The sequence below is a fragment of the Cellulosimicrobium sp. TH-20 genome, assembly GCF_002105775.1.
GTDB classification, from domain to species: Bacteria; Actinomycetota; Actinomycetes; order Actinomycetales; family Cellulomonadaceae; genus Cellulosimicrobium; species Cellulosimicrobium funkei.
Map to the genome: position 1 here is coordinate 3,750,570 of NZ_CP020857.1, position 15,663 is coordinate 3,766,232.

Sequence of the window (15,663 nt, forward strand, 5' to 3'; positions counted from 1 at the left end):
GCGGGACGGACGACTACGATCGGCCCATGACCGCCGTCTCGCTCGGGATGCCCAGGGTGCGGTCCGCCGTGCCCTCCGGCGCTCCGGACGACCTGGACCCGGCCCGCCCGGCGACCGACGCGCTCGTCGACCGGTACGGCCGCGTGGCACGCGACCTGCGCGTCTCCATCACCGAGAAGTGCTCGCTGCGGTGCACGTACTGCATGCCCGCCGAAGGGCTGCCCGCGATCCCCCGCGAGGACCTGCTCACGCCCGACGAGATCGGCCGGGTCGTACGGGTCGCGGTGGAGCGGCTCGGCATCACCGACGTCCGGTTCACCGGCGGCGAGCCGCTCCTGCGGAACGACCTCGCCGACATCCTGCGCGCCGCGCGCGCCGCCGCGCCGGGCGTGTCCCTCTCGCTGACGACCAACGCGATCGGCCTCGACAAGCGCGTCCGCGGGCTCGTCGACGCCGGGCTCGACCGCGTGAACATCTCCCTCGACTCGGTCGACCGCGCGCACTTCGCGCGCCTCACGCGGCGCGACCGCCTCCCCGACGTGCTCGCCGGGATCCGCGCCGCGCTCGACGCCGGCCTCGCCCCGGTGAAGCTCAACGCGGTCCTCATGCCCGAGACGCTGGCGGGCGCGGCCGACCTCCTCGCGTGGGCCGTCGAGCACGGCTGCCACCTGCGGTTCATCGAGCAGATGCCGCTCGACGCCGACGGGCGCTGGACGCGCGACGACCTCGTGTCGGCCACGGACCTCCTGGCCGTGCTGGGCACCCGCTTCGACCTGCTCGAGGTCGGGCGCGACGACCCGTCGGCGCCCGCCGAGGAGTGGCTCGTGGACGGCGGGCCGCAGACGGTCGGCGTCATCGCCTCCGTCACGCGCTCGTTCTGCGGCGCGTGCGACCGCACCCGGCTCACCGCCGAGGGCACCGTGCGCTCGTGCCTGTTCGGCGACGACGAGACCGACCTGCGCGCGATCCTGCGCTCGGCGGAGCTCGCCGAGGACGAGCGCGACGACGCCCTCGCCCGCGCGTGGCAGGGCGCGATGTGGCGCAAGCCGCTCGCGCACGGCAGCGACGCCCCGACGCTCGCCGCCGACGCCTTCGCGGCGACGACCCGCAGCATGGGCGCGATCGGCGGCTGAGGCGGGCGCCCGGCGGTGGCGCAGATCATAGGGTGAAGCCGGTCACCTCAGGGCATCAGCCCAGGTCAGAGCCGCCGTCTCTTCCTACCATGGATGTCGTGACGACGATCTCTCCTGCACCCACCAACCGCCCATCCTCCTCGATCTCCGGCGCGTCCTCGACGACCCCGGACAACAGCGCGTCCGCGCTCCCGATCTACCGCACCGACGAGCGGTCCGCCGCCTGGAAGGCCGGCACCAAGAGCGTCCTGGGCGCGGCCGTCGGCGCCGTCGTCGGGGTCGTCGTGCTCAGCTGGTTCGGCCTCGTCCTCGGCACCGCCGTCGGCCTCGGCATCGGCATGCTGCTCGACAACCGCCCCGCCGAGCGCTGACCCGACTCTCCCCCTCCCGGCCCGCACGGCCGGGTCCCCGCCCGACATCGTCGTCGCCCGGCGGATCAGAAGAACTCACGAGAGGCGAGAAGTGGCCCCTCCCCGGCTCCGGCCGGGGGCCACTTCTCGCCTCTCGTCGTCTCGCGGGCGGTCCAGGGACGCGTCCTACAGCCCGACCCACTCCGAGACGCCGTCGTCGAAGTGCTGGCGCTTCCAGATCGGCACCTCGGCCTTGATGCGCTCGACGAGCAGCGAGCAGGCCTCGAACGCCTCCCGGCGGTGGCCCGCGGCGGCCGCCGCGACGAGCGCGACGTCGCCGATCCCCAGGCTGCCGTACCGGTGGACCGCGGCGACCCGCAGCCCCGTCTCGGCCGCCACGTCCGCGACGCAGCGCCGGATCACGGCCGTGGCGTCGGGGTGCGCCTCGTAGTCGAGCCGCGTCACGCCCCGGCCGCCGTCGACGTCGCGGACCACGCCGCGGAACGTCACGACGGCCCCGCACTCGGGACCCCCGACGGCGTCCTCGACGGCGCGCGACACGGCGTCGTCGAGGACGTCCGTCGTCACGCGGCTCGGGTCTGTGGGCGGCGCGCCGCCGTCCGTCGTCTGCGTCACAGCTCCCGCACCTCCACCTCGGTCCCGGCGGCCCACTCTGTCACGTCGGCCGGGACGTCCACGAGCACGTCCGCGCGCGCCATCGACGCGACGAGATGGGAGCCCGCTCCCCCGACGACGCGCACCGTGCCCCCCGGACCCGTCGCGCCCCGCAGGAGCTGCCGCTTGCCCGTGGGCGACGTCAGCGGCTCGGCGAGCACCGCCGTGCGCACGCGCTCGGCGCCGGGCAGCCCGGCGGCCCGCTCGAGCGGCTCGCGCAGGAACATCGCGAACGACACCTGCGCGCTCACCGGGTTGCCCGGGAAGGTGAGCACGGGCGTCCCGTCCACGGTGCCGAACCCCTGCGGCCCGCCCGGCTGCATCGCGACGGAGCGGAACGTCACGTCCGACGACGCACCGCCGCCGAGGACGTCCTTGACCACCTCGTACGCGCCCTGCGACACGCCTCCCGACGTCACGACAAGGTCCGCGACCGCCGCAGCCTCGGCGAGCACGGCGGCGAACCGCTCGGCGTCGTCGCCACAGCGGGCCGTGAGCACCACGTCGCCCCCCGCGCGCCGCACGGCGGCGCCGAGCGCGTCGGCGTTGGCGTCGAAGACCTGCCCGGGCCCCGGGGCCTCCTCCGGGCCGACGAGCTCCGACCCCGTCGACAGGACCGCGACCCGCGGCCGCGCGACGACCCGGACGCGCCCGACCCCGCACGCCGCGGCGGCCGCGAGGTGGTGCGGCGCGAGGACGGTCCCGTCGGTCAGCAGGACGTCGCCCGGGCGGACGTCGGAGCCCGCCTCGCGCACGAAGTCCCCCGCGGCCCGCGGCACCCGGACCTCGACGGGCTCCGGGTCGGTCGGCGTCGTGGAGGCCTGTCCGGCCGCCGGGTCGGTGACGCCCGCGCGCGCCGTGCCCGCGGGCGTGCGGGCGAACGTCCCGGTCGCGGTGTCCTCGACGGGCACGACGGCGTCCGCCCCCTCGGGCACGGGCGCGCCCGTCATGATGCGGGCAGCCGTGCCCGGCGCGAGCCGCGGCGGGACGCCCGGCGCCGCCGCGATCTCGGCGACCACGGCCAGCCGGACGGGCGCGTCCGCCCGCGCGTCGGCGACGTCCGCGGCGCGGACGGCGTACCCGTCCATCTGCGCGTTGCGGAACAGCGGGACGGCGACGGGCGCGACGAGGTCGCCCGCGAGGACCCGGCCGAGCGCGTCGGCGAGGTCGACGTCCTCGGTGCGGGTGCGGCGTCGGGCCGCGTCCACGAGGGGTGCGAGGAGGGCCGCGACGTCCGCGCGGTGCTCGTCGACGCTCACCCGTGCTGTTCTTGCCATGCCTCGCCCTTCCCGCTCCCCGCACGCCGACGGGCCACCCCCAGGAGCGGGCGACCCGTCGGCCGTGCGGTCGATGTCGAGGCTCAGCCTCCCACGGCCGCGGTGAGCGGACCGCGCACGAAGTACACGACGAACCCGGCCGCGACCACCCACAGCAGCGGGTGGACGTCGCGCGCCCTCCCGCACGCGGTCCGCAGCAGGACCCACGTGACGAACCCGATGCCGATGCCGTTCGCGATCGAGTACGTGAGCGGCATCGTCACGATCGTGAGGAACACCGGCAGCGTCACCGTGAAGTCGGTGAGGTCGATCTCCTTGATCTGGCCCATCATCATCGCGCCCACGACGACGAGCACCGCGCTCGCGACCTCGATCGGCACCACCGCCGTGAGCGGCGTGAGGAACATCGCGACGAGGAAGAGCCCGCCCGTGACGACCGAGGCGAGGCCCGTCCGCGCCCCCTCGCCCACGCCCGCCGCCGAGTCGACGAACACCGTGTTCGACGACGACGACGTCGCGCCGCCCACGACCGCCCCCACGCCCTCGACGACGAGCGCCGACTTGATGCGCGGGAAGTTGCCGTCCGCGTCGGCGAGGCCGCCCTGCTTGGCGAGCCCCGTCATCGTGCCCATCGCGTCGAAGAAGTTCGTGAAGAACAGCGTGAACACGAGCATCGTCGCCGCGAGCGCCCCGATCCGGTCGAACGCGCCGAACGAGAGCTGCCCGAACAGGCTGAGGTCGGGCACCGAGACGAGCGAGCTCGGCAGGGCGGGCACGGTGAGGTGCCAGCCGCCGGGGTTCGTCTCCGACGCCGGGCCGAGGTGCAGCACGGACTCGGCGACGATCGCGACGACGGTCGTCGCGACGAGCCCGATGAGCAGCCCGCCCTTGACCTTGCGCGCCACGAGGACGCCCATGGTGAGCAGCCCGACGACGAACACGAGCGTCGGGACCGAGGTGATCGACCCGCCGTCGCCGAGCTGGACCGGCGGCCCGCCCGGGGTGCGCGTGACGAACCCGGCGTCGACGAACCCGATGAACGCGATGAAGAGACCGATGCCGACCGTGATCGCCGCCTTGAGCTGGCGCGGGACGGCGTTGAAGATCGCCGACCGGGCGCCCGTCACGGCGAGCAGCACGATGAGCAGGCCGTTGACGAGCACGAGCCCCATCGCCTCGGGCCACGTGACGTCGCCGATCACGGCGACGGCGAGGAACGAGTTGATGCCCAGCCCGGCCGCGAGCGCGAACGGGAGGTTCGCGACGAGCCCGAACAGGATGGTCAGACCTCCGGCGGCGAGGCCGGTCATCGCGCCGACCTGCGCCGTCTGGAGCCACCCGCCCGCGACGTCGACGGGCGCGTTCTCGGCGCTCGTCCCGCCGAGGATGAGGGGGTTGAGGATGACGATGTACGCCATCGCGAAGAAGGTCACCAGCCCGCCGCGGAGCTCGCGCCCGGTGGTCGAGCCGCGCTCGGTGATCCGGAAGAAGCGGTCGAGCCGGCCGGTGGCCGGTCCGGTACCGCGTGCGTCGTCGTTCCCGGCGGTCTCCCGCCGCATGCCGAGGAGAGTCACGTCCTTGTGCCCTTTCCTGAGGTACCGGTCGGCCGCGCGGCCGGTCAGTACTCGACCCGGGACTCGAGGGCGCGCCAGGCGTCGAACGGCGCGGTGGCGGTGGCCGTGCGCTCGTGCACGACCTGCATGACCCGGTCGGCCGGGTCGGCGTCGAAGAAGTCGTAGAAGGCGGCGTCGTCGAAGCCGGCGCGCGCGGCGTCGTACCGGTCGGCGGCGTAGTGGACGGCGTGCACGCGCGCCCAGAGGGCGGACGCGAGGCACATGGGGCACGGCTCGCAGCTCGAGTAGAGCGTCGCGCCCGTGAGGTCGAAGGTGCCGAGCGCGGCGCACGCGCGCCGGATCGCGGTGACCTCGGCGTGCGCGGTCGGGTCGTTGTCCTGCGTGACCCGGTTGTTGCCCTCGAACACCTGCCCGTCGGCGGTGACGACGACGGCGCCGAAGGGTCCTCCGGCGTGCGCGACGCTGTCGACCGCGAGGGCGACGGCTCGGTCCAGGTGTGCGGTGTCCACGACAAGAGTGTCCATGGTGAGTCTCCACGGTTCGGGCAGCGACGCCGGATGCTCCGCCTCCGGCGTCCGGGCTCGTCGGTGAGCCGGGAGGAGGCGGCCGGCGGGCCGCTGCAGGCGAGTTGTCACGTCCGCCTGGTAGGTAGCTGCCGGTGTCGGATCGAACGTGTCGACCACCGAGCGTGTCGCTCGGCCCGGGCCCGCCGTTGGCACGCTCGACGCTAGCAGCGCGTGACGGACGCCACAAGAGTTTCGGAAGAACTTTTCCACGATATGGACGAGGTCACCGGGGGTCCTCGCCCGGAGCGCCCCCGCGAGGACTGTTGCGGAAGGATCTGCCGCCCGGAAGAGTTGTCCCAGCGCAGGTCCGACGCCCCGGGCGTCGCCCCGTCCCGACCCACCCGGAGGCCCAGTGACCGAGCCCGCTCCGCCGTCGTCCCTCCCCGTCGTCCGCGTCCCCGCCCGACCGGGCCCGCCGCTGCGCTTCCAGCTCCGCCCCGTGGCGCCGTCGCTCCGCTCGTTCCTCGCGACCGAGGCGGGCGGCGCCGTCCTGCTCCTCGCCGCCACGGTCGTCGCGCTCGTGTGGGCGAACTCCGCGTGGTCCGGCGCCTACGACGCGCTCTGGTCCACGGAGGCGGGCTGGCGCGTCGGGCCGTGGACGTTCGAGATGGACCTGCACCACTGGGTCAACGACGCCGCGATGGCCGTGTTCTTCCTCGTCATCGGCCTCGAGATCAACCGCGAGGTCACGAGCGGCGAGCTCCGCAACCGCCGCACCGTCGCCGTCCCCGCGCTGGGCGCGCTGGGCGGCCTCGCCGTGCCCGCGCTGATCTACCTCGCGTTCAACGTGGGGTCCCCCGCGCAGCACGGCTGGGGCATCGTCATGTCGACGGACACCGCGTTCCTCGTCGGCATCCTCGCGCTCTTCGGGCCGCGCTGCCCCGACCAGCTCCGGCTCTTCCTCCTCACGCTCGCCGTCGTCGACGACATCGGCGCGATCACCGTCATGGCGCTCTTCTACACCGACGACCTCTGGCTCCCGGGCCTCCTCGTCGCCGCCGTGCTCGTCGTCGTGATCCTCGTGCTGCGCTGGCTCGGCGTCTGGCGCCTCGCGCCGTACGCGCTCGCCGGGATCGCGCTGTGGGGCGCGGTCTACGCGTCGGGCGTGCACGCGACGCTCGCGGGCGTGCTCGTGGGCCTGCTCGTACCGTCGCGCTCGTCGCGGCCCGTGGACGTCGCCGTCGTGCCGAAGTACGCCAAGCGGCTCGCGCAGGAGACGACGGCGGAGCGCGAGCACCTCACCGAGCTCGCCGCGCGCGCGGCCGTGCCCACGAGCGAGCGCCTCCAGCGCGTGCTGCACCCGTGGAGCGCGTACGTCGTCGTGCCCGTCTTCGGCCTCGCGAACGCGGGCGTGCAGCTCGACGGCGAGTCGCTGCGCGCGGCGGCCACGTCGCCCGTGACGATCGGCGTCGCCGTCGCGCTGGTCGTGGGCAACGCCGTCGGCATCTTCGGGGCCGCGACCTTGGCCCTGCGCCTCGGCCTCGGCGACCTGCCGGGGCGCGTGCGGTACTCCCACCTGCTCGGCGGGGCGATCCTCGCCGGCATCGGGTTCACCATCTCGCTCTTCATCGCCGAGCTGGCGTTCGACGACGAGGCGCTCGTCGAGCAGGCCAAGATCGGCATCCTCGCGGGCTCGCTCGTCGCCGCCGTGCTCGGGTCCGTGGCGCTCCGGCTCTTCGGCGAGCGCTGGCCCCTGTGCTCGCCCGGCGCGGACGGTCCGCCGCCCGAGCTCCCGCCGCTCCCCTGGCACCCGCCCGCGACCACGTGACCGGGCGGCGCGTGGGAGCACACGGCACGGCACCGCACGGGTGAGTGGGGGCGCCGCCCGGGCGCCCGGCCCCGCGAGCGCCTACGGCCGCGCCGCGGCGGTGATCGCGGCCCGCAAGCCCTCCGCGGTGACGCGCCCGCGGTAGCGGACGCCCTCGACGAAGAGCGTCGGCGTGCCCTGCACGCCGACCGCGAGCGCGTCGGCGTAGTCGCGCTGCACCGGCGCGGCGTACTGCTGGGCCGCGTCCCCGACGACCGACGCGCCGTCGAGCCCGAGCTCCTCGGCCCGCTCGGCGAGCCCGGCCTCGCCGAGCTGGTCCTGGTGCGCGAACAGCGCAGCCTGCATCTCCCAGAACCGGCCCTGCGCGGCGGCCGCCTCGACGGCGAGCGCGGCCGACAGCGCGTGCGGGTGGATCTCGAACAGCGGGAAGTGGCGGAACACGAGCCGCACCCGGCCGCCGGAGGACTCGACGACCTGCCGCAGCACCGGGGCGGCGGCGGCGCAGTACGGGCACTCGAGGTCGCCGAACTCGACGATGGTGACAGGCGCGGCAGGGTCCCCGAGGACGTGCGCGTCGGCGGGGACGAGCTGCTCGGCCGGGACGCGGTCGGGGGTCTGCTCGCTCACGCTGCCCAGCATGGCACGGGCGCGGCGCCCGCGGTCAGGCGAGCGCGAGCGGCCGGGTCTCCTGGGCCGCGCCCGGCACGGGCTCCACGAGACGCGCGAGGTCCGGGCCCGCGCTGTCGCGCCACCAGCCGAGGTTCCGCGCGTGGCGCGCGTAGACCGACGCGGGGTCGGCGCTGAGCGTCACCGCCGTCTCGGCGAGGTAGACGGCGTCGACGGTCTCGGGCGGGGTGGGCACGCCCGCGAGGACGCGCAGCGCGCCGCGGAAGCGCGGGCGGTGGTGCAGGCGCTTGACGAGGTTGAGCGCGCCGAACAGCAGCCCGGGGCGGACGCGGCAGACGAGCTCGTCGTCCCGGTGGAGCTACGCGCGCAGCCGCTCCTCGTCGACGACGAGACCGCGCGCGACGGCTTCGCCGAGCATCCACAGCAGCGCGGTGTCCGAGAGGGCGCGCGCCCGCGCGCCGCCGCCGACGTCGCTGTGCCCGCCGGGGAACCAGACCTGCTTGACCCGGGGCGCCATGGCCACGGGCACGTCCCAGAGGCACGGCTCGAAGGTGATGCGGCGGTCGTCGATGGCGAGCGCCTGGCGGGCGCACCGCACGTCGGTCGACAGGCGCAGGTCGTGGAACCGGCTCCGGCGGCGCGACAGGCCCGGCACGCCGAGCGCGCCGACCGTGTCGAACACCCCGAGGAACGCGACCGGCACGTGGTCGTGGCAGTACGCGGCGCGGAACGTGCGGGCACGGTCGGCGCGGCGGGCGGGGTCGCGGTCGCGATAGACCTCCTCTGCCTCGCACAGGTGGTCGCGCGCGAGCGCGTCCTGGGTGAGCAGGCCGACGGTCGCGACCATCCCGACCACGCTGCGCGCGGTGTACGCCCCGCGGCTGAACCCGAACACGTAGATCTCGTCGCCGGGCTCGTAGTTGAGCGCGAGGTGGCGGTACCCCGCGACGACGTTGCGCGTCAGGCCGTAGCCGAACGCCCCGCCGAGGAGCCGGTCGACGAGGTAGCCCTGCGCCCCGACGCCCTCGACGGAGAACACCATCTGCTGGACGCCGTCCGGTCCGATCCCGGTGCGGACCGAGCGCGCGATCTTCTCGATGTTCGACACGCTCGCGTTCACCGGCGAGTTCCACGTGCCGTCGCAGCACAGCACCAGCCGCTTCATGGTCCCTCCCCGATCCGCCCCCGGCGGCGCGTCGGGGACACCATCTGGGGAGGGTCGTCGCGCCCCGGCTGATGCACGACGGCGCCTGCCGACGCACGGACCGGTCGGGGTTCGTGAGCAAGCCGTGAGCGTGTCCGTGCGCACCCCCGGATCCGTCCGGGAGGGCCGTCGTCGTGCCGTAGGTTCTGGCGGTGTGACCGCCACGAGCACCGCCCCGCCCGCCGGCCCCGCGGACCACCCGCCGGGCGGCCGGGAGCGTCGGCACGCGCGCGCTCAGCGTCGGCACCGGGCTGCGTGGATCGCGGCCGTCGTGGCGCTCGTGCTCGTGCTGGGCGGGGGCGGCGGCGCGTTCGCCTGGTACCGGGACACCGAGTACGACGCGCTGGCCGACCGGGCCGCGACCGCCGAGGACCTGCTCGCGGCGTCGGACGGGAAGGTCGCGGACCCGGCGGTGCGGACCGCGCTGACGACCGAGGTGGACGACGCCCGCGCCCTGCTCGCGGCGCCGTTCCTCGACCGGATGACCACGGGCACGGACGCGGCGGACCGGTCGCTCGTGTCGGCCTCGGACGCCGTGCACGCCTCGATGCTCGACCACGCGCGCGACGAGGTGACCGCGGCGCGCGCGAGCCTCGCGACCGCCCGCGAGCTCGGCGAGAAGATCTACGCCGCCACGGAGGGGCTCGGTGCCGACGAGGCGGTCCGCGCCCGGCTGCGCGACGCGCTGGACACCGCGGCCGCGGCCGACGCCGCCGCCGACGCGGGGCTCGCGGGCGACGACCTCTCGACGCTCGAGCAGGCGGTGCTCGACCTGGGCGCGGGCCTCGGGGTCGTGAGCGCGTCGACCGAGGAGACGTCGGTCGCGCAGGACGCCGTCTCGTGCCCGGCACCGGACCAGGTGTGGGACCCCGACAGCGGCCGCGTGCCCGACTCCGCCCTCGCGCCGATCCCGTGGTCCCCCACCGACCGTGTGCGCGCCGACGTGCTGGACGGGCTCGTCGCCCTCGACGCCGCGTACGTCGAGCGGTTCGGCGTGCACCTGACGGTCAACTCCTCCTACCGGACGTTCGAGGAGCAGCAGGGCCTGTACGACCCGTCGTCGCCCATCGCGGCGCCGCCCGGGTGCTCGAACCACGGGCTGGGGTTCGCCGTCGACCTGGGCGGCGGCGTCCAGGCGTTCGGCACCCCGCAGTACGAGTGGCTCAAGCAGCACGCCGAGACCTACGGCTGGACGCACCCCGACTTCGCCGAGCCCGACGGGCGCGTGCCCGAGCCCTGGCACTGGGAGTCCGTGCTGGCACGCGCGGACGGCTGAGCCCGCCGCCGGTCGCGCCGGGGACCCCGGGAGCGCCGGGGCGCGTCCTCAGGAGGCGTGCGCCCGCTCGACGTCGACGTGCGTGACGTCGCCCGGCGTGGGGCCGTCGCGCAGCCAGGCGACGAGGCGGTCGACGGCATCCGGCGCCCCGGACGCGACGACCTCGACGGTGCCGTCGGGCCGGTTGGTCGCGGTGCCGTCGAGGCCGAGCCTGGCGAGCCGCTCGCGCGTCGCCCAGCGGAAGCCGACGCCCTGCACGCGCCCGTGCACGCGCGCTCGCACGGCGGCGTCCGCGGCACCGGGCGCCGCGCCCTCCCCCGGGCGCGTCACTGGTGCACGTGCGCCGGGGCGCCCGTCGACGACGCGATGTCCGACTCGGCGTCGTCCAGCAGCCGGTCCGCGAGCCGGCGCAGCGCCCGCCCGACGGCGATCTCGTCGCCGATGAGCGGGACGTCGCGGTCGTGCGGGTCGCGCCGCGCCCGCCCGACGGTCCGCACGTGCTCCGGCGTCTCCGCGACGAGGACCGCCTCCGCCGTCGTCCGGCCCTCCGACTCGACGACGCTCACCTGCACGCGCCACACCTTCGTGGTGTCCGTGCCGTCGCCCGTCTCCGCTCCCGGGACGTGCTCGACGTAGCTGTCCGACCCCGGGTAGACGAGGGTCCGCTCGCCCGTGTCGGCCCACTCGACGAGGTACGGCGGCGAGCCGTCCTCGTGCCGCAGCTCGACCACGACCCCGTCGCGCACCGCCCCGCCGACGACGCCCGAGGCGGTCACGATCCTGTCCCCGACCGATGCCCTCATGGCTCCTCCTCGTGCCGCACCGTCCTCCCATCATGCGACCGCGGGGAGTGCGCTGCACCCCCGGTCTCAGCGAGTCCGGGCGCCGAGCTGGTCCCGCAGCGCCGCGGGGTCGTGCACCGGGAGCCGGCACACGAAGTCCGCGCAGAGGTAGGCGCCCGGCCCGCGGTCGGCGAGCAGGGCGACGCCGTCGGCGGCGAGGGTCGCGGCGGCGTCGGGCGTCGCGGCGAGCAGCAGCGCGCCCGGGTGGTACCAGTCGCGCGCGGCGGCGAGGAACCCCTCGCGCCGGTCGGCGTCGGCGACGACCACGAGCTGGTGGGGCGGCTCCGCGAGCCCGACGGCGACGCGCAGCACCCCCGCCGCGCCGAGCGGGTGCTCGCTCGCCGCGGCGGCCGCGGCGGCGTGCGCGAGCGCCGCGTCCCGGTACCGCGGCTCGCCCGTCGCGAGGTGGGCGAGCAGAGCGGCCCGGGCGGCCGCCGTCGTGCCCGAGGGCACCGCGCCCTCCGACGGGTCGGCCGCCGCACCGGCGGCCAGCCCCAGGTCGGTGAGCACCGGGTCCGTGCCCTGCGGGGGCGTGAGGTCGCCGTCCGGGCCGACCGTCGCGTCGACGAGGCGCAGGCCCTCGCGCACGTACCGCGCCTCCCCGGTCAGGCCCCCGAGCACGAGGAGCGCCGTCGCGAGCGCGCCGTGGTCCTCCAGCGTCGCGACGGCGTCCGAGGCGACGCCGCCCTCCGACGCGCGCACGAGCGACCCGTCGGCCCGGACGTGGGTCGCGAGCAGCCGGTCGGCGGCCGCGCGCGCGGCGTCCGTGAGGTCGGGCAGGCCGAGGTGGTGCCCGGCGCGGGCGAGCGCCTCGATCGCGAGCCCGTTCCACCCGGTGAGCACCTTCGTGTCGAGCGGGGGCGGCTCGTGGTGCGCGCGCTCGCCCGGCGGGAGCAGGTAGTACCCGCCCTCGACGCGCTCGCCGTCGACGACGGACTCCGAGTCCTGCGCGCTCGCGAAGGCGCCGTCGGCCAGGCGCAGCACGCGCAGGAGGAAGCGCCCGACGTCGCCCGCCACCTCCGCCGTGGCCTCGCCCGGGTCGGGCGTGCCGGGCGCCTCGGCGGGAGTGCGCAGCGGTCCGTCCACGGGCCCGGTCCGGCGCAGCACCGCGAGCGTCGTCGCGGCCGAGAGCAGCTGCGCGTTGTCGTAGAGCATCCGCTCGTAGTGCGGCTCCGACCAGTCCGGCCGGGTCGCGTACCGGAAGAAGCCGCCGTCGACGTCGCGCAGCGGGCTCGCCGCCATCGCGTCGACCGTGCGCCCCGCCAGGACGAGCGCGCGCCGCGCGACCTCCGGGTCGACGACGGACGACGCCGCGACGTCGAGCAGGAGCTCGAGCGTCGGGGCGACGGGGAACTTGGGGGCGCCCCCGAAGCCGCCGTGCACGCGGTCCTCCGCCGCCTCCAGCCGCTCGACGACCCGGCGGGCGTGCTCGGCCAGGTCCGCGACCGGCCCGGCGTCCGCGCCGGCGGACGCCCCCGAGCCGTCGACCGCCGTCGCGGCCGCGCGCGGCACGCCCGTCCTCCGGCCCGCCGCCGCGTCGCGCAGCGCCGCGCGGATCGCGTCCCCCGTCTCGACCGCCTGGTCGCGCCGCTGCTCCCAGGCCTGCGCGACGGCGTCGAGCACGTCCCGGAACGCGGGTCGCCCGGCGACGGGGACGGGCGGCCAGTACGTGCCCGCGTAGAACGGGGCGCCGTCGGGCGTGGTGAACACCGTGAGCGGCCACCCCAGGTCCGGGGTGAACGCGCTCGCCGCGGCGAGGAGGCTCGCGTCGACGTCGGGGTGCTCCTCGCGGTCGACCTTCACCGCGACGAACCCGCGCGCGAGGAGCGCACCGATGTCCGGGTCCGAGAAGCTCTCGCGCGCCATGACGTGGCACCAGTGGCACGTGGCGTACCCGACCGAGACCATGACCGGCACGTCCCGGCGGCGCGCCTCCGCGAACGCCTCGGCGCCCCACGGGTACCAGTCGACCGGGTTGCCGGCGTGCTGGCGCAGGTACGGGCTCACGGCGGCGGCGAGACGGTTGACCATGACGTCCAGCCTCCCAGGTCGACGCGCCGCTCGCGGCCCGGGCCGTCGGAGTTGTCTGCTCCGTCCCGGAGCGGCGCGCTTGTAACGTTGCGCCCATGCCCGGCCCCGAGCAGCCCGCCCTCGCGGTGGCGACCGACGTCCCCGTCCGACCTGCCGCCGATCCGGACGCCGGGCCGGGCCCCGCGCCGCTGCCCCGCCGGCCCGTCCGCCAGGTGCCGGCGAGCGGTGACCGCAAGGGCCCGTTCACCCTCGGCGACGTGCTCGGGCACGGCGGGTTCGCGCACGTCTACCGCGCGACGGACGCGGACGGCGCGGAGGTCGCCGTGAAGGTGCTCACGGGTCTCCAAGAGGGTTCCCGCGAGCGCTTCGCGCAGGAGGCGAGGCTGCTGGAGGCCGTGGGCGGGCGCGGCTTCCCCGCGTTCGTGCGCTCGGGCCTGGACGACGACCAGCCGTGGTTCGCCATGGAGCTGGTCCCCGGCACCACGCTGCGCGAGCAGGTCCGCGCGTCGGGCCCGCTGGACGGACGCCAGGCGCTGCGGCTGGCCTCGCACGTCGCGGAGGCCCTGCTCGTGCTGCAGGAGCAGCACTGCGTGCACCGCGACCTGAAGCCCGCCAACATCATGGTCGACGGCGACCGGGCGGTCCTCATCGACCTTGGCATCGCCAAGCTGTTCGACACGGCGACGTCCACCCAACCCGTCGGGACGCTCGCGTACATGGCGCCGGAGCTGTTCGCCCGCCGCGTGCACCCCCGCTCGGACGTGTACGCGCTCGGCCTGCTCCTGATCTTCGCCACCACGGGGGTCGTGCCGGCGGACCTCAACTTCCTCGGCCGCGACCTCGAGGCCGCCGACCTCGTGCGGGAGGTCCCGGACGACCTGGTCGGGGTGCCGGCCGGGACGGAACCGGCCCCGTCCCCGGCCGAGCTGCCCGAGATCGACCCCCACCTGCAGGACCTCATCCTGTCGGCGACCCGCTACCAGCCGAACCACCGCCCCGCGCTCGAGAGCGTCGTCGCGGTGCTGCGCGCCCGGCTCGCCGGGGATTCCCCCGACGACACCCTGCTCCTCACGTCACGGATCGTGGCCGACGGCGCCACCGCGGCCGAGCGCGCGCTGGGCCCCGTCGCCGGGCTGGCCGCCGCCACCGGCGCACCCGTCCGGGCCGAGCGGGCGACGGAGGTCTCGCCGGTCGGCAGGGCGGCCGGCGCGGCCCGCGTCCGGGAGCCGTGGCACGCCCTGGTCTACGACGCGACGCTGATGAGCGTGCTGGCCGAGGTGCACGGCGACGGGTTCGACGGCGCGGCCGCCGAGGTCATCGCGGACCACGTCGCGAGCATCGGCGCGCACGTGGCCGACGGCCGGACCCCGGCGGAGCTCAAGGACTGGCTCTGGCAGGCGATGCGGTGGCAGGCCGCGGCACCGCCCGCGGGCCACGCCGACACCCTGCGCGGGTGGCGCGAGTACCGTCGCCCGACGCACCCGATGCTCCCCGTGCCGGGCTCCGGCGCCGAGCCCGTGGCCCGGGGCTCGCGGTCGCGGACCGACGGCCCCGTCCCGGTGCCGGCGTCCGGCTCCCCGGACCCGCGTCCCTGGCCGGTGCCCGTGCAGCGGGTCTCCACGCTGGGCCGCGGTCCGTCGGCGCGACCCCGGCCGGAGCCGGCTCCGGCTGCGGCTGCGGCTGCGGTCGGACGGACCCGCGTCATGGACTCCCCCGACCTCGTCGCCACGCAGGTCGGCCGGCCGGTCCCGCCGTCGGTCCCGCCGCGCCGGAGCCCCGTCCAGCACCTCGGCCCGACGCCGTCGTCGCCCTCCGCGCGTCCGGGGTCCGCCCGGCCACGGATCGTCGGTGCGGCGGTCACGAGCACCCCGGCCCCGCGCGCCGTCGGCCCGTCCGCGGCCGCGACGGCGCCGCACCAGGAGGCGGCCTCGGCGTCGGCCACGCGGTCCGCACGGCCCGCCCGACCTGCCGCGTCGTCGTCCCAGGACCGTTCCCGGGTCGGCGGCGCGCTCCTGCGGGCTCTTCCGCGCGTCCTCGCGGTCCTGGCGGTCCTGCGCACGCTGTGGCTCGTCCCCGACGGCGCGGCCCGCCAGAGCCAACCGTTCGTCCCCCTGCCGCCACAGCTCCTGGAGACCCTGCGCGTCTCGGTCGACCTGGCCCCGCTCGTCGACGGTCCCGTGCTCGCCCTGGCCGCGCTCGCGGTGGCCGTGGTGCTGCGTGTCGCCGGGCAGCGCACGTGGACGTGGCCGTACGTCCTCGTCGCCTGCGCGTCGGTCGCTGCCACGGTCGTGCTCGTGCTGCGAGGCTGACCGGGGTCCGGGCCGGGTCGGGCGTTGCTCG

Annotated in this window: 15 protein-coding genes; 5 read left to right on the forward strand and 10 right to left on the reverse strand. The window is 76.3% G+C overall.

Features of this window, described 5'->3' with window-relative positions; genetic code table 11:
• Window positions 1-26 precede the first annotated feature (26 nt).
• On the forward strand, window positions 27-1,133 hold the full coding sequence (gene moaA / locus B8281_RS16775) for a GTP 3',8-cyclase MoaA (protein WP_085388315.1): 1,107 nt from the start codon (window positions 27-29) through the stop codon (window positions 1,131-1,133).
• A gap of 98 nt (window positions 1,134-1,231) precedes the next feature.
• A complete protein-coding gene (locus tag B8281_RS16780; RefSeq protein ID WP_043660040.1) occupies window positions 1,232-1,504 on the forward strand; it encodes a hypothetical protein in 273 nt (90 codons plus the stop codon).
• 165 nt (window positions 1,505-1,669) lie between these two features.
• Here the strand turns inward: B8281_RS16780 and B8281_RS16785 are convergent, their stop codons facing one another.
• The 4 genes from B8281_RS16785 to B8281_RS16800 form a co-directional block, all read right to left on the reverse strand.
• Window positions 1,670-2,119 carry a molybdenum cofactor biosynthesis protein MoaE gene (locus B8281_RS16785; protein WP_082774251.1) on the reverse strand — a complete coding sequence of 150 codons (450 nt, stop codon included), beginning with the start codon at window positions 2,117-2,119 and terminating at the stop codon, window positions 1,670-1,672.
• A complete protein-coding gene (gene glp, locus B8281_RS16790; protein WP_232322604.1) occupies window positions 2,116-3,417 on the reverse strand; it encodes a gephyrin-like molybdotransferase Glp in 1,302 nt (433 codons plus the stop codon). The genes B8281_RS16785 and glp overlap by 4 nt, the downstream gene beginning before the upstream one ends.
• Before the next feature lie 101 nt (window positions 3,418-3,518).
• Window positions 3,519-4,994, reverse strand: coding sequence for an NCS2 family permease (locus B8281_RS16795; RefSeq protein ID WP_085388317.1), 1,476 nt, complete (start codon window positions 4,992-4,994; stop codon window positions 3,519-3,521).
• A gap of 59 nt (window positions 4,995-5,053) precedes the next feature.
• Window positions 5,054-5,533 carry a nucleoside deaminase gene (locus tag B8281_RS16800; RefSeq protein WP_021482997.1) on the reverse strand — a complete coding sequence of 160 codons (480 nt, stop codon included), beginning with the start codon at window positions 5,531-5,533 and terminating at the stop codon, window positions 5,054-5,056.
• A 394-nt stretch (window positions 5,534-5,927) separates the two neighbouring features.
• Here B8281_RS16800 and nhaA point away from each other — a divergent pair, with 394 nt between their 5' ends.
• Window positions 5,928-7,343, forward strand: coding sequence for a Na+/H+ antiporter NhaA (gene nhaA / locus B8281_RS16805; RefSeq protein WP_085388318.1), 1,416 nt, complete (start codon window positions 5,928-5,930; stop codon window positions 7,341-7,343).
• 81 nt (window positions 7,344-7,424) lie between these two features.
• Here the strand turns inward: nhaA and B8281_RS16810 are convergent, their stop codons facing one another.
• The 3 genes from B8281_RS16810 to B8281_RS16820 form a co-directional block, all read right to left on the reverse strand.
• The gene (locus tag B8281_RS16810) at window positions 7,425-7,970 is read right to left on the reverse strand and encodes a DsbA family protein (protein WP_232322605.1); all 546 of its coding nucleotides are present in this window, start codon (window positions 7,968-7,970) and stop codon (window positions 7,425-7,427) included.
• Between the two features lie 34 nt (window positions 7,971-8,004).
• A complete protein-coding gene (locus B8281_RS16815; RefSeq protein ID WP_085388320.1) occupies window positions 8,005-8,205 on the reverse strand; it encodes a hypothetical protein in 201 nt (66 codons plus the stop codon).
• Between the two features lie 123 nt (window positions 8,206-8,328).
• The gene (locus tag B8281_RS16820; RefSeq protein WP_085388828.1) at window positions 8,329-9,135 is read right to left on the reverse strand and encodes a DUF2235 domain-containing protein; all 807 of its coding nucleotides are present in this window, start codon (window positions 9,133-9,135) and stop codon (window positions 8,329-8,331) included.
• A 193-nt stretch (window positions 9,136-9,328) separates the two neighbouring features.
• On the opposite strand from B8281_RS16820, the gene B8281_RS16825 reads away from it, so the two are divergent.
• Window positions 9,329-10,450, forward strand: a complete 1,122-nt coding sequence (locus tag B8281_RS16825) for a M15 family metallopeptidase (protein WP_157446664.1) — start codon at window positions 9,329-9,331, stop codon at window positions 10,448-10,450.
• A gap of 48 nt (window positions 10,451-10,498) precedes the next feature.
• On the opposite strand, the gene B8281_RS16830 is transcribed toward B8281_RS16825, so the two are convergent.
• From B8281_RS16830 to B8281_RS16840, 3 genes are all read right to left on the reverse strand, one after another.
• Window positions 10,499-10,780, reverse strand: a complete 282-nt coding sequence (locus tag B8281_RS16830; protein ID WP_085388322.1) for an acylphosphatase — start codon at window positions 10,778-10,780, stop codon at window positions 10,499-10,501.
• The gene (locus B8281_RS16835) at window positions 10,777-11,253 is read right to left on the reverse strand and encodes a dsRBD fold-containing protein (protein ID WP_061266925.1); all 477 of its coding nucleotides are present in this window, start codon (window positions 11,251-11,253) and stop codon (window positions 10,777-10,779) included. The genes B8281_RS16830 and B8281_RS16835 overlap by 4 nt, the downstream gene beginning before the upstream one ends.
• A 66-nt stretch (window positions 11,254-11,319) precedes the next feature.
• Window positions 11,320-13,323 (reverse strand): thioredoxin domain-containing protein, encoded by a 2,004-nt coding sequence (locus B8281_RS16840; RefSeq protein WP_085388323.1) that lies wholly within the window; start codon window positions 13,321-13,323, stop codon window positions 11,320-11,322.
• A 95-nt stretch (window positions 13,324-13,418) separates the two neighbouring features.
• Between B8281_RS16840 and B8281_RS16845 the strand changes: the two genes are divergently transcribed.
• Window positions 13,419-15,632 carry a serine/threonine-protein kinase gene (locus B8281_RS16845; protein WP_085388324.1) on the forward strand — a complete coding sequence of 738 codons (2,214 nt, stop codon included), beginning with the start codon at window positions 13,419-13,421 and terminating at the stop codon, window positions 15,630-15,632.
• Window positions 15,633-15,663 lie beyond the last annotated feature (31 nt).

What these genes read in the sequence shown, in the direction of transcription:
- moaA (WP_085388315.1), top strand. Translation starts at nt 27, where the DNA reads ATGACCGCCGTCTCGCTCGGGATGCCCAGGGTGCGGTCCGCCGTGCCC.
- B8281_RS16795 (WP_085388317.1), bottom strand. Translation starts at nt 4,994, where the DNA reads ATGCGGCGGGAGACCGCCGGGAACGACGACGCACGCGGTACCGGACCG.
- B8281_RS16800 (WP_021482997.1), bottom strand. Translation starts at nt 5,533, where the DNA reads ATGGACACTCTTGTCGTGGACACCGCACACCTGGACCGAGCCGTCGCC.
- B8281_RS16820 (WP_085388828.1), bottom strand. Translation starts at nt 9,135, where the DNA reads ATGAAGCGGCTGGTGCTGTGCTGCGACGGCACGTGGAACTCGCCGGTG.
- B8281_RS16835 (WP_061266925.1), bottom strand. Translation starts at nt 11,253, where the DNA reads ATGAGGGCATCGGTCGGGGACAGGATCGTGACCGCCTCGGGCGTCGTC.
- B8281_RS16840 (WP_085388323.1), bottom strand. Translation starts at nt 13,323, where the DNA reads ATGGTCAACCGTCTCGCCGCCGCCGTGAGCCCGTACCTGCGCCAGCAC.
- B8281_RS16845 (WP_085388324.1), top strand. Translation starts at nt 13,419, where the DNA reads ATGCCCGGCCCCGAGCAGCCCGCCCTCGCGGTGGCGACCGACGTCCCC.